The following is a 12,936-nucleotide window of genomic DNA, read 5'->3' on the forward strand; positions in this document are numbered from 1 at the left end:
TTAATGAATGAAGAGGATGTTTATCATGATGAATGAAACAAAAATTCGTGAATATATGGAGGGGGAAAACCTTGATGCATTTTTTATTGCAAAGCGAGTTAATATTCGTTTTGCAAGTGGCTGGACAGGTGACGACTCCTATATACTTCTAACCAAGAATCAACAATTCTTTTTAACGGATCCTAGATATATTGAACAGGCTGAAATTGAACTTCCAGACTACGAAATTATTAATTGGCGATTGCCAGACAAAACTGTAGGCGATAGTATCGCTGAATTAACTGATAAGTATAAGATTAAGACTATTGCTTTTGAAGATGATTATTTAACATACGACATGTATGCTGATTTTAATAAAAAAGTTAAAGCAACGCTATTCCAGGCTGGTCAGATAATTGATGCCATGCGTGTTGTTAAGTCTCCAGAAGAAATTGCCTATCTACGTATTTCTTGTGAAATTGCTTGCCGTGCTTTTAATAGAATCGTTAAAGATATTCGTGTTGGTGTAACTGAGAAAGAACTTGCAGCAAAATTATCACTTTATATGGTGGAAGAGGGTGCTGATACACAACCTTATGGAAACATTCTGATTTCAGGTAAGACCACATCTCTTTTACATGGAATACCTTCCAGTAAGGCTGTTGAGTATGGGGACTTTGTTTTAATGGATTATGGTTGTCAATATCATGGATATATGTCAGATATGACTAGAACTGTTGTCGTTGGGAAACCTACAGCTAAGCAAAAAGAAGTATATGAATATGCAAAGAGAAGTCTAGAAGCATCAGAAGCCGTTATTAAGGCTGGAATTTCTACTAAAATTGTTTATCCAGCATCTTTAGAGCCACTTAAGGGAACAGAATATACTAAATTAACTTACGACAAAATTGGCCATAGCATAGGATTGTTTGTTCATGAATATCCATATTTGGCTGAAACATTTGACGATATTATTGAAACTGGAACTGTTCTAACGGTGGAGCCGGGTATTTATATTCCTAATTGGGGTGGAGTAAGGATTGAAGACCAAATTCTTGTTACAGATGATGGTTATGAGAACATGATTAGTGTTCCACACGATTTAATTGAATTATAGATTTATTACTTATCGTAGTTTAAATATATTATTTAAGGAGTGTAATAATTATGGAAAAAGTATTTCGAGGTTCTTGTACAGCAATGTTAGTTGGTAAGGATGCAACAATCGATGGATCTACAATGATTGCTAGAGATAACGATGCTCACGGTTCTATAGAACCTCAAAGATTTATTGTTATCAAACCAGAAGATCAAAAGAAAAATTATAAGTCAGTAATTACTGGATTAGAGCTTGAATTACCTGACAATCCTATGAAATATACCTTAACTCCAAGATCTATTTTGACGGAAGGAATCTGGGGAGCTTCTGGAATAAATTCTGATAATGTAGCAATGTCAGCAACTGAAACAATTACCACTAATTCGAGAATACTCGGTGTTGATCCTTATAATATGGCAGGTATTGGTGAAGAAGATTTGGAAGTTATTGTATTGCCATATATTCATAGCGCACGTGAAGGTGTTGAGAGATTAGGAAGCCTACTTGAAAAGTATGGTACTTATGAACCAAATGGTATTTCATTTGCAGATAAAGATGAGATTTGGTGGCTTGAAACAATAGCTGGCCATAACTGGGCAGCTATAAAGATTCCTGATGACGCATATGTCGTAGCACCAAATAGAATGAACATTGATGACTTTGATTTTGATTCAGAAGATACTCTGTGTTCAACAGGTTTGAGAGAATTGATTGATGAGTATCATCTAAATCCTGACAAGGATGGTACTAACCTGCGTCATATTTTTGGTAGTTCAACCATAAGAGATTCAGAATATAATAATCCACGTGCATGGTATATTCAAAAGTGCTTTAACCCAGAAATTGAACAAGACCCAAGAGACCAGGATTTACCATTTATTTGTCATTCAAATAAGAAATTATCTATTGAGGATATAAAGTTTGCGTTAGGAACTCATTATGAAAACACTCCATATGATGCTTATGGATTAATGGGTACAGATGAAGAAAAGAAGATGTTTCGTCCAGTTGGAATAAATCGTAACCACAGTCTTCATATTTTACAGATTAGAAACAATGTTCCTGAAAGCATTGCCGGTATACATTGGTTAGCATTTGGAGTTAATACATTTAACACAATTGTTCCGTTCTATGCCAATGTTAACGATACGCCACCAGTATATAGAGACACACCAACTGTTTTCAATCCAAACTCCATTTATTGGTTAAGCCGTGCCATGGGATTGTTAGGCGATAATAATTATGATTTATATCAAGATTCTCGTAATACTTTTGAGTTAGAGGCCGTTGCTAAATTTAGAAATATTCAAATTGAAACTGATAAGGGGATTGGTAGTCAAGACAATATAGCTGATTACTTAACAGCCGCCAATGATAAAATTGCTACTGAAGCAATGAATAGAACAATAACGTTGTTTGGTAACATGATTGAATTAGGTTCACCAGAAATGAAATTACATTTTGATTTAAAAGGATAATTAAGTTAATAGAATATTATTAATAAAGTTTATGTTGAAGTGCTCCCTGATTGTTAGACAATAAATCTAATGATTATGGAGCACTTTTTGTATTGTTAAATAAATAATTCGTAATGTTATAGGGTATCTAAAATTCCATTCAAAAATTAAGCATGCAAAAATCCCTTCATAGTTGCCAGACAAAATAATACAATTCATCTGATAATTATGAAGGGATCATAACGAACTTTAATCTATTTCTGAAATATGGCTATAAAATAAATGCACCAACTAATCCGGCTACTAGACCGAAGGCAAAGACGCTGGCCGCAGTAATACCTAAACTCTTCCAGCTAAAAACTGGTTTTAGTAATGCTAATGAAACAATACTTACGGCTGGTAAGGTCATTAAAAGTGCTGCGGTAGGTCCAGCAGTTAAGCCCAATGCCATTAATGCTTGGATGATTGGAATCTCTCCAGCAGTTGGAATAACGAAGATTGTTCCGACAAGTGCAAATAAGATAACAGCACCGACACCTCCACTAAGTCCACCTTGGATTGCTGGGAATAATACACCTTCAAAGGTTCCTAAGATGAAAACAATAACTACGTAGGCAGGGATGCTATCAATTACTAATACGTAAAATGCTTTCCACCAACGTTTGAGTAATCCTTCAGGATTTTCTTCCACTGGGTCGAAATCGACACCATTTGGGACTTCAACCTGTTTTTTAGTGCTTAAACGTCCTACTAAAGTAGCGATACCAAGTACCATAAGGATACCAAATACAATTCTAAAAAATGTGAACTTCCAACCTAATACCAATCCCATAAAAATCAATGTGGCTGGATTAAGTAATGGATTTGCTAGGAAAAAGGCCATAATACTATTTACTGAAGCCTTTGATTTAGCTAGTCCAACAGTAACAGGTGCAGAACAGCAAGTGCACATCATGGTAGGAACACCCATTAATGTTCCAATTAGTGTATTTCTGAACTTTGTACCACCCAGATAACGACGAATCCAACGTACAGGCAATAATACTTGTACTAATGAACCAACGATAAGTGCAACAACAAGTGCTTTCCAAACAGATAAGAAATAAGCAATAGTAAATGAAAATCCAGTTTTTAGTGATACCCCTCCAGTGGCAGTACCAACTCCTGCGATAATTGAGTCACCAACTGAATGTGTTGAAGCAGCGGCAATTGCTTTTAGGTAATATGGCCACCATTTGACATAAGATATACCGGCAATTAAAATTGCAAAAAATAAAATAGTGAAGATTAGTTGCTGTTTGTTTCGATTATGCGAGATATTCGTATCCATGCATCTTTCCTTCTTCCCTCAAAGAATATGTAAGCCCTTACACGTAATTATTATAAACTTCTTAACTTTATCTTTAAAGATGATTTGGGATGCAACTAAAAAAAGTTAGACAAAATGATTTTGTCTAACTTTTTTTTAGTGTACTTAATATTAAATCAGATTAATATGCCCGAGCAATCCAAACTGTATATTTAGCAGGTTTACCACTGACAATATCAATCTTTTTTTCTATTGGTGGATTGAAGGGGATGTTTCTAGTCGTGAATCCAGTTTCTTCTTTTATTTTAGCCTCTGTCTCAGCTGTACCATCCCATCCGATTAAAATAAATCCAGGTGTATTATTTTCTTCTTTCTTTTTTTCAATATGTTTTTTAAGATCTTCTAGCGTATCGATATTATAATATTCGTTTTCTTTATTGCGTTTGCGAGCTGATTCTAATAAACGTTTTTGCATTAATTTTAGTTGATTGGAAATATAATCTTCAATTTCTAGGATAGGTGTAGTTTCTTTATCATTCAAATCACGCAATTTAATAGTTACTTGATTATTTTCAAGGTCTCTTGGTCCGAATTCAATACGAATAGGTACTCCTTTTGATTCCCAATCATTGAACTTGAAACCAGGTGAAGAATCAGAGTCGTCTAATTGTACCCTAATATTCTTATCCTTGAGTTTTTGCTCAATATTGTTCAATTGTTCTATAATTTTAGGATTCTTTTGCCATGGGCCTACGGGAACTAATATAACTTGTGTTGGTGCAATTGCAGGGGGTAATACAAGTCCTTTTTCATCACCATGTTCCATTATCATTGCACCTATTAATCTGGTTGAACTTCCCCATGATGTTGTGAATACATATTTATGTTTGTTATCTTTATCAAGAAACTTAATATTAAATGATTTCGCAAAATTATTACCTAAGTAATGTGAGGTACCGGCTTGAACTGCTTTACCATCTCTCATCATTGATTCAATAGAGTAAGTATCAACAGCTCCAGCAAAACGTTCTGAAGGAGTCTTTTGACCTTTATAAGCAGGTATGGCCAAAAAATTTTCGATTAAATCTGCATAGGCATCTAGAACATTCATAGTTCTATTACGAGCATCCTCTTCACTTGCATGTGCAGTATGTCCTTCTTGCCATAAAAATTCAGATGTTCTTAGAAATGGGATAGTTTTTTTCTCCCAACGAAAGACGTTAGCCCATTGATTAACCTCATATGGTAGATCACGATATGATTGGATCCAATCGCTGAAGGAAGAACCGATTATTGTTTCAGATGTTGGACGTAGTGCAAGTGGTTCCTCAAGCTTTTCATCACCGACTTGAGTTACCCAAGGTAATTCCGGAGCAAAGCCCTTAATATGGTCTGCTTCTTTTTCAAAGAAATGTTTAGGGATAAGTAGTGGGAAATAGGAGTTTCTAATTTTCTGTGTTTCTAGATACTTATTGAACTGCTTTTGAATTCTTTCCCATAGTTCATAACCATCTGGTTTAAAGATAATACATCCGCGAACTGGAGAGTATGACATAAGATCAGCATTTTGAATAGTTCTCAAATACCATTTTGAAAAATCTTCTTTTTGTAAGTTTGACATTGTGCAACCTCCTAATTTTTTGAAAATAAAAAAACTGCCTCATCCATAAAAGGACGAAACAGTTTTCCGTGGTACCACCTTAATTAATCTTAATATAAAGATTCACTCAAATCGATAACGCTGAAACGCGTACCATCATTGCAATGGTAAAAATCATCTAGTAGGTTCGTAATTGATGTCAATACTTGTATTTCAGCTAACAACAAGTTCTCTGCAATTGATCAGATTACTATTAATCCAGATGTATATTCTCAAGGGTATAATATAAAGAATTTAATATTTTGTCAAGGTATTAATTATGGAAAATTTTGTTATTTAGTTTAACAATTTCATTCACAAAAAGAGACTATATCAAGTACTTCTGACATAGTCCCTTCTTTAATTTTTAGTTTTGAATTGTTTTTAACAATTCAAATTTATATACTTGGCGGGAATGTGTGGGAATCGAACCCACCTAAGAAGCTATTAACCCCTCATGCTAGTTTTGAAGACTAGAAGGAACACCAGAACCTATCCACTCCCAATAAATAATGTTATCACAAAGATGGAGTAAGTCAATGATATATTGTGACCATTATAAGACATTTTTATTTGTATATAGTGAATCACTTTAAAAAAGATTCCTGGTATGAAAGCAATAAAAACGATTGCAAAAAAAAAATGATATTTTTTTGTGAAATCTTAAAAATTAGTAAAAAAAGCTTTGCAATTGTGATACCATGAACTTGCGAGTAGAAAAATGATTCGCTATTTCATTGAAAGGGGGTGAAATGATGGAAAAAGTCACATATTTACTAAAACAGCATGTTGGTAAACCAGACTTACCTATTGTCGAGGTTGGTCAGCATGTTCTTAGAGGAGAGCTCATTGCAGAGCCAAATGGTTTGGGAGCAAATATTCACAGTAGTCTAACAGGTATCATTACTGATATTGAAGACGATCGAATTATTATGGATCCTGATGAAGAACAAGACATGGAAGACTTTGTAAAGATACCTGATTCAGATGATTATTTAACAGATATCGCTAACGCAGGAGTTGTCGGTGCCGGTGGTGCTGGATTTCCTACAGCTGTAAAACTCTCGAGCAAAATTTCTGGAGGATACTTTATAGTTAATGCTGCTGAATGTGAACCTTTGCTTGCTCACAATACATTGCAAGAAGAGAAGTATGCAGGTCAAGTAGTTAGAGGCATGAAGTATCTAATGGAAATTACAGATGCCAAAGAGGGATATATTGCAGTTAAGAAAATTCATCACGCTGCTGTTCTTGCACTTGGTAAGGCATGTAAAAACGAACCTAATATTAACGTAAAATTTCTTACAAATATGTATCCAGCTGGAGATGAACGTGTTGTTGTTCGTCAATTACTAGATGTTATTTTGAAACCTGGTGAATTGCCAAGTAAAGCTAATGCGGTTGTGCAAAACGTTGAAACAGTTAAACGTGTTGCTGAAGCAATCGAATTAAGAAAGCCATTTATCGATAAGGATATTACCCTTGATGGTCGTATTAAAGAAATATCGACTGTTTTTGAAAATATTCCTATTGGTTTATCTGCAAAACACTTTATTGATGCATCTGGTGGATACGTTAATCCACATGGTGACATTACAGTTGGTGGTCCATTTACTGGTCATACTGGTGATGAATCAACACCAGTTACTAAAACAACTGGTGGATTTATTGTAGCAATGCCATATCCAGTGGTACATAAAAAATTCGGAATTTTAGAGTGTGAGTGTGGTGGTCAAGAACCACGTCTTCGAGAAATAGTTGATAAGATGGGTGGAGAAGTAGTTTCTTTCCGCCGTTGCAAACGTATGGTTTTAGTAAATGGAAGATATCGGTGTAATCTACCCGGGATTTGTCCTGGGCAAGCTGATGCAGTTCTTGGAATGAAAAAAGAAGGCGCTGAAACAATATTGACTGGAACATGTCAAGATTGAACAAATACCGTTACAGGTATAGCTCCTCGTGTAGGAGTTTCAGTTTATCATTCAACAGATCACGTTTTAAGAGCAGCAGGCCATAGACTATACCGAAAACTTCCAGATAGTTTTCAATCTAGATAACTTTCAAGGGAGGTAAGATGGTATGTCTATAACTAAAGAAACAGCAATGGATCATGCAAAGGATCCAGCAGTCTTATGTTGCAGAGCAGAAGGCGGAATTACAATTGAAGCACCAAATTTGGAGGATCCTTCACTATTTGATGATTATGTGGATTCTGGTCTTTTGGAACTACCTGATGATGTTTTAAGAATTGAACAGGTTCTTGGAGCAACATTGAAGGTAACAACAGATGCGTTAATTCCTTTGACACCAGCTAATGTTGATAACATTCAAGGTACAAATGATGATGCAGAGGATGATACATCTAATGAAACAGAGGAAGTATCATCTGAAGAACCTGCAGCTTCAAGCGTTGATCAAACAGCAACTGCAACACCGGTTGCGTCAGCAGTACAAACAGTAAGTGGTTCAAATGGTTCTATTAAAATTGATATTGCGGAAGGTAAAGGTATTCACCTTGAAGTCCCTATATCAGGAATTGCAACCAGTCAAGTAAATCCAATAGCACCTACAGTTGATAAAACTCAAGATGTCTCAGTGGATAATACAACATCAAATAATGACGTTTCATCAGATGATGAAACAGTTGAAACAAAAGTGGTTCGTGAATTAAAACGTGACCATTTTAAAATTGAAACAGTTAAGTTTGGTGATAAGACAGAAATTGACGGTACAACTCTTACAATTAGAACACCAGAAGAACTTTGTAAAGATGCTGTCGCAACAGAAGATCTTGTAAAAGATATGACTTTAGAAATCATTACACCTGACAAGTATGATGAATATAGTGAAACAGTCATGGATGTTCAACCAATAGCATGTAAGTCTGACGGAGAAATTGGTTCAGGCGTAACGCGTGTGTTGGATGGAGTAGTGTTCATGCTAACCGGTACTGATGAAAATGGAGTTCAGATTGGTGAATTCGGATCATCAGAAGGTGAATTAGATAAGAATATTCTTTGGGGTCGTCCAGGTTCTCCAGATAAAGGAGATATCTTGATTAAGGCTCAGGTAACAATTGAAGCTGGTCGTAACATGGAACGTGTTGGACCATTGAGCTCTCACAAAGCAGCTGACGTTATTACAGAAGAAATTAGAAAAGCACTAAAAAAGGTTGATAGTGGTTTAATTGACCATTCAGAAACACTTCAACAAAAACGTCATCCAAATCAAAAACGTGTCGTTATTGTTAAAGAAATCATGGGACAAGGTGCCATGCATGATAATTTAATTATGCCTATTGAACCAGTGGGTACACTTGGTGCAAAGCCTAATGTAGATCTTGGTAATCTTCCCGTTGTTTTATCTCCACTAGAAGTTCTTGATGGTGGTATTCATGCCCTAACATGTATTGGACCAGCATCAAAAGAAACTTCTCGTCATTATTGGCGTGAACCAATGGTTACAGAAGCCATGAATGATGAAGACATTGATTTAGTTGGTGTTGTATTCGTCGGATCACCACAAGCAAATACTGAAAAATTCTATGTTTCTAAGAGACTTGGAATGTTAGTAGAAACTATGGGTATCGATGGAGCAATCGTAACAACTGAAGGATTCGGTAATAACCATATTGATTTTGCATCGCACATTGAAGAAATTGGTAAACGTGGTGTCCCAGTTGTTGGTATGTCATATTGTGCTGTTCAAGGTGCCTTAGTTGTTGGTAACAAATATATGGATGCAATGGTTGATAATAACAAATCTGCTCAAGGTATTGAAAATGAAATTTTGGAAAATAATACTTTATGTCCAGAGGATGCTACTAGAGCACTTGCAATGTTGGAAACTAAGATGGCCGGTGGAAAAATTGAAAAGGCTGAACGTAAATGGAATCCAAATGTTAAAGAATCCAATATTAGTGTTATAGAAAAACATGATAATCGTAAAATTGAAATGGCTGAGAATGAACAATCAATGCCTAAGAGTAAAAAGAGAATAGAAATTTACGAAAAGGAATAATTATCAAGAAAGTAAGGTTTAGTAGATATGGACAATTTTGACAAGCTAAATTATGCATCAACTGAAACTCTCTACGAAGGCATTATTACTGAAGTCACAGATGCTGGAGTATCTATTGATTTGAAAGGTAGATTAGGTGAACTTAAAATACCTAAGAGAATGTTAATTTGTGAACATGAACCACAGGTTGGTCATGAGGTTGGTTTTCTAATGTCTTATCCAGAAGTCCTATCTGAAGAGCCTAATGAAAAATACGTTAAGGCTATTGCCGACTATAAGAAGCATCAAGCCGAAATTAAAAAGCGTACCAAAGAAAGGCAGGAAGAATAATGGTATTAAAAAAATATGATGGCCTACAGTCCGAAATATTTGTTCCAATTACTCCTAAACCTGTTTGGGCACCTGTAACTAAAGATTTAAAAGATATGAATATTGCAATTGCCACTGCAGCAGGTGTTCATTTAAAAACAGATAAGAGATTTAATTTAGCAGGAGATACAACATTCCGTGAAATTCCTTGGGATGCCAAAGATGATGAATTAATGGTATCTCATGGTGGATATGATAATAGTGATGTTAATAAAGATATTAACTGTATGTTTCCTTTATCAAGACTACGTGAAATAGCTGATACAGGTTACATCAAAGGTGTTGCCCCCGTTGAATATGGATTCATGGGTGGAGGTGGAGATCAAGAGGTCTTCACTAATGAAACTGGTCCAATTATTGCTCAAAAACTAAAGGATGAACATGTTGACGGCGTCATCATGACAGCTGGTTGAGGAACTTGTCATAGAACTGCCGTGATCGTGCAGAGAGCAATCGAATCCATTGGGATTCCAACAATTTTAATAGCAGCTTTACCTCCCGTAGTTCGTCAAAGTGGTTCACCTAGAGCCGTTGCCCCTCGTGTACCAATGGGAGCAAATGCTGGAGAACCGCATAATATCGAAATGCAGACTGGAATAGTTAGAGATACATTGAAGCAACTGGTTGAAATACCATCAGCTGGTAAGATTGTACCTTTACCATATGAATATATAGCTAAGGTTTAATTTAGCTACACAAAAGGAGGGTTTAACAACTCTTCTTTTGTTGTTTATAAGGAGCTATTAATATGAAAAAAAACGTATTAAATATAAAAGCGTTTTCCATTCAATCAGTAAGAATTGGTTCCGATTATCATTTGACTAGTAATAGTTTGGAGATTCCTGACCATCCGTTGGATAAAATTGATGATCGATTAAAATTATTCGATGTTAGATTGGTAGATCCTAATGATTGTCATTTTAGGATTAATACAATTATGGACGTTATTCCAATCTCTACGAAAGTATTGGGAGAAATTGGAAGTGGATTATCACATACGCTGACCGGTGTAAGTGTAATTCTAACAGGTGCAGATGAGACTGGAATTCAACTTCATGAATTTGGATCATCCGAAGGATATCTGGATGAAAAAATAAAATTTGATCAAGATGGAACACCAAGTTCTGATGATGTGGTTATTTTATTAAATGTTGTATTAAAGAAAGATTTTGAATTCAATCGTGAAACTAGCGAAATGGTGTTTAAAGTAGCAGATAACTTTATTCAGCCAATCAGAGATCAATTAAAAATGATCAGTGGTAGAGAGGCTAGCGAAGATTTTGAATATGTCGATAATTCAAATCCCAATAAGCCTAAAGTGGCAATTGTAAAAGAGGTTGCTGGACAGGGCGCAATGTATGACAATATTTTGTTTGCTAAGGAACCGAGTGGTATGGAGAAAGGAATTTCTATTATTGATATGGACAATATGCCTGTTTTACTTACAGCTAATGAATATCGAGATGGGGCTATAAGGGCATTAGTTTGAAAATCAATTAAGAATCTTTTCCTATATTGCAAAAATGTTAGGAGGTAATTAGTAATGGGAATTGGACCATCTACTAAAGAAACCACACTACACCATTTTCAGGATCCACTAGTAAGAACTGTTGCCAATGATCCTGATATAGATTTTCAAGGAGTACTAGTAGTAGGAACTCCACAAGATAATTATTTAAAAAATTTGGTTGGTAAAAGATGTGCAATTTGGTTAGAGGCCATGAGAACCAACGGAGTAATACTTTCAGCCGATGGTTGGGGTAACTCTGACGTGGATTTCATGAATACCATGACTGAGATTGGTGATAGAGGCATAAGTGTTGTAGGTCTTAAATTTATTGGTAAACAGGCTGGTTTTGTTGTTGAAAATGAATATACAAAATTTGTTTTAGATATTAATAAATCTAGTGAAGGAATAGAAACAGAAGTGGTTGGTGAGAATAATTTGAATGAAAAGGATTCTCACAAGGCGCTAGGTTTGTTAAAGCTCAAAATGAGGCATGATAATCAACAAGTACATTAAATCTAAGGGGAAAATATTATGCAATTTAATAGATCAATTACAGTAATCGACTCACATACAGCAGGTGAAGCCGCAAGAATTGTTACTGGTGGAATGCCAAAATTAATTGGTAATACCATTGCCGAAAAAAAGCAATATTTGATTGACCATTATGACAAAATCAGGACGTCCATTATGTTGGAACCAAGAGGACATAGCGAAATGTTTGGAGCATTTCTAATGGAACCGATTAATCCTGAAGCTGATTTTGGAATTGTTTTTATGGATACTGGTGGTTATTTAAACATGTGTGGTCATAATACAATAGCTGCTGTTACGGCAATTGTTGAAACAGGCATGGTTGATGTTGAACCTGGTGCAAAGGATAAAAATGTCAACCTAGATACTCCAGCTGGGCTAGTACGTGCTGTGGCTCATTTGCGAGGTGATCACGAAGTTGAAAGTGTGTCATTTAGAAATGTTCCATCATTCTTATACAAGAAAGATGTAGAAGTAGATGTTCCTGATATAGGTAAAATAAAACTTGATATTTCGTTTGGTGGGAGTTTCTTTGCAATTTTACCTGTATCAGAGGTAAATGAAAAAATAGATACACATAATGAACAAAAATTGGCTGAAGTTGGTATGAAAGTTCTTCATGCGGTTAATGAGCAAGTAAAGGTACAGCATCCAGAACTAAGTCATATCAAGACTGTTGATTTAGTTGAAATGTATGGTGAACCAAAGGATGATGAATCAACACTTCAAAATGTAGTTGTTTTTGGAGATGGACAAGTTGACAGATCTCCTTGTGGTACTGGTACAAGTGCAAAATTAGCGACATTGTACAGTAAAGATAAGTTGAAAATGAACGAAAAATTTGTTTATGAGAGTATTTTAGAGACCAAATTTTATGGACGTGTGGTAGAAGAGACAAAGGCAGGAAATATCCCAGCCATAATTCCTGAAATTACTGGTTCAGCCTGGATTACAGGATTTAATAACTTGGTATTTGATCCAACAGATCCATTAACAAATGGTTTTGAACTTAAATAGGGAGTG

Annotated in this window: 10 protein-coding genes, 1 tRNA gene, 1 pseudogene and 1 other annotated feature; of the genes and pseudogenes, 9 read left to right on the top strand and 3 right to left on the bottom strand. The window is 35.4% G+C overall.

What is annotated here, in order from left to right; translation table 11 throughout:
- Window positions 1–25: 25 nt before the first annotated feature.
- A complete protein-coding gene (locus tag BTM29_RS06280) occupies window positions 26–1,096 on the top strand; it encodes a M24 family metallopeptidase (protein ID WP_076614780.1) in 1,071 nt (356 codons plus the stop codon).
- A gap of 50 nt (window positions 1,097–1,146) precedes the next feature.
- Window positions 1,147–2,556: a C69 family dipeptidase gene (locus BTM29_RS06285; protein ID WP_076614784.1), complete on the top strand. Its 1,410-nt coding sequence runs from the start codon at window positions 1,147–1,149 to the stop codon at window positions 2,554–2,556.
- A gap of 250 nt (window positions 2,557–2,806) precedes the next feature.
- Here BTM29_RS06285 and BTM29_RS06290 read toward each other — a convergent pair whose 3' ends face one another.
- The 3 genes from BTM29_RS06290 to BTM29_RS12805 form a co-directional block, all read right to left on the bottom strand.
- Window positions 2,807–3,865 (bottom strand): permease, encoded by a 1,059-nt coding sequence (locus BTM29_RS06290; protein ID WP_076614788.1) that lies wholly within the window; start codon window positions 3,863–3,865, stop codon window positions 2,807–2,809.
- Window positions 3,866–4,025: 160 nt separating this feature from the next.
- Window positions 4,026–5,465, bottom strand: a complete 1,440-nt coding sequence (gene proS, locus BTM29_RS06295) for a proline--tRNA ligase (protein ID WP_076614792.1) — start codon at window positions 5,463–5,465, stop codon at window positions 4,026–4,028.
- Window positions 5,466–5,511: 46 nt separating this feature from the next.
- Window positions 5,512–5,720: a binding site (T-box leader), on the bottom strand.
- 170 nt (window positions 5,721–5,890) lie between these two features.
- Window positions 5,891–5,987: transfer RNA gene (locus BTM29_RS12805), tRNA-Sec, on the bottom strand.
- 251 nt (window positions 5,988–6,238) lie between these two features.
- On the opposite strand from BTM29_RS12805, the gene prdC reads away from it, so the two are divergent.
- From prdC to BTM29_RS06330, 7 genes and pseudogenes are all read left to right on the top strand, one after another.
- The gene (gene prdC / locus BTM29_RS06300; RefSeq protein WP_192844211.1) at window positions 6,239–7,540 is read left to right on the top strand and encodes a proline reductase-associated electron transfer protein PrdC; all 1,302 of its coding nucleotides are present in this window, start codon (window positions 6,239–6,241) and stop codon (window positions 7,538–7,540) included.
- A gap of 22 nt (window positions 7,541–7,562) precedes the next feature.
- Window positions 7,563–9,503 (top strand): D-proline reductase (dithiol) proprotein PrdA, encoded by a 1,941-nt coding sequence (gene prdA, locus BTM29_RS06305; protein ID WP_076614798.1) that lies wholly within the window; start codon window positions 7,563–7,565, stop codon window positions 9,501–9,503.
- 27 nt (window positions 9,504–9,530) lie between these two features.
- Entirely contained in the window at window positions 9,531–9,833 is a 303-nt protein-coding gene (locus BTM29_RS06310; RefSeq protein WP_076614801.1) for a CBO2463/CBO2479 domain-containing protein, read from the top strand.
- The gene (locus tag BTM29_RS13160; RefSeq protein ID WP_225972181.1) at window positions 9,833–10,285 is read left to right on the top strand and encodes a glycine/sarcosine/betaine reductase selenoprotein B family protein; all 453 of its coding nucleotides are present in this window, start codon (window positions 9,833–9,835) and stop codon (window positions 10,283–10,285) included. The genes BTM29_RS06310 and BTM29_RS13160 overlap by 1 nt, the downstream gene beginning before the upstream one ends.
- Before the next feature lie 27 nt (window positions 10,286–10,312).
- Window positions 10,313–10,558, top strand: coding sequence for a hypothetical protein (locus tag BTM29_RS13165; protein WP_225972182.1), 246 nt, complete (start codon window positions 10,313–10,315; stop codon window positions 10,556–10,558).
- Window positions 10,559–10,620: 62 nt separating this feature from the next.
- Window positions 10,621–11,895: pseudogene (prdD, locus tag BTM29_RS12955) on the top strand (proline reductase cluster protein PrdD).
- An 18-nt stretch (window positions 11,896–11,913) separates the two neighbouring features.
- Entirely contained in the window at window positions 11,914–12,930 is a 1,017-nt protein-coding gene (locus BTM29_RS06330) for a proline racemase family protein (RefSeq protein WP_076614810.1), read from the top strand.
- Window positions 12,931–12,936: the final 6 nt, after the last annotated feature.

This window comes from Companilactobacillus allii (assembly GCF_001971585.1).
In the GTDB taxonomy this organism is placed as follows: domain Bacteria; phylum Bacillota; class Bacilli; order Lactobacillales; family Lactobacillaceae; genus Companilactobacillus; species Companilactobacillus allii.

Bases quoted from the DNA above. Each gene is read 5' to 3' on its own strand.
- BTM29_RS06280 (WP_076614780.1), top strand. From the start codon at position 26: ATGATGAATGAAACAAAAATTCGTGAATATATGGAGGGGGAAAACCTT.
- BTM29_RS06285 (WP_076614784.1), top strand. From the start codon at position 1,147: ATGGAAAAAGTATTTCGAGGTTCTTGTACAGCAATGTTAGTTGGTAAG.
- BTM29_RS06290 (WP_076614788.1), bottom strand. From the start codon at position 3,865: ATGGATACGAATATCTCGCATAATCGAAACAAACAGCAACTAATCTTC.
- proS (WP_076614792.1), bottom strand. From the start codon at position 5,465: ATGTCAAACTTACAAAAAGAAGATTTTTCAAAATGGTATTTGAGAACT.
- prdA (WP_076614798.1), top strand. From the start codon at position 7,563: ATGTCTATAACTAAAGAAACAGCAATGGATCATGCAAAGGATCCAGCA.
- BTM29_RS06310 (WP_076614801.1), top strand. From the start codon at position 9,531: ATGGACAATTTTGACAAGCTAAATTATGCATCAACTGAAACTCTCTAC.
- BTM29_RS13160 (WP_225972181.1), top strand. From the start codon at position 9,833: ATGGTATTAAAAAAATATGATGGCCTACAGTCCGAAATATTTGTTCCA.
- BTM29_RS06330 (WP_076614810.1), top strand. From the start codon at position 11,914: ATGCAATTTAATAGATCAATTACAGTAATCGACTCACATACAGCAGGT.